The organism is Photorhabdus sp. RM71S (assembly GCF_042879355.1).
Lineage (GTDB): Bacteria > Pseudomonadota > Gammaproteobacteria > Enterobacterales > Enterobacteriaceae > Photorhabdus > Photorhabdus kayaii.
Genome location: NZ_JBHFKV010000297.1, coordinates 1 through 231 on the forward strand (window position 1 = coordinate 1; position 231 = coordinate 231).

The window sequence follows — 231 nt, forward strand, 5'->3', positions numbered from 1 at the left end:
AGGTTCTTTGGGTTTGAATGCGCATGAGGTGCGCGGTGAAATTCGGATAGAAAAAAGTCCCGCGATTGCGAGACTCTGTTACTGACACTGAGTTTTGATGTAGTCCTGCAAGCCCTCTAATTGTGCCTGCATCGTTGTTACTCTTTCGGTGAGAGTGAAATAATCCCTGATAGCGGGGTCTTCCAATCTGGGGCTGGCTGCATCATCCACGCCGGGGGAGGAACTGGCTTT

1 protein-coding gene is annotated in these 231 nt (G+C 50.6%); it reads right to left on the bottom strand.

The genetic code is table 11. The features are described 5' to 3' along the window. Nucleotides 1-78: 78 nt before the first annotated feature. Nucleotides 79-231 (bottom strand): lysis system i-spanin subunit Rz (locus ACGF5R_RS24970; RefSeq protein ID WP_387693305.1); only part of this gene is annotated, 153 nt, incomplete at its 5' end.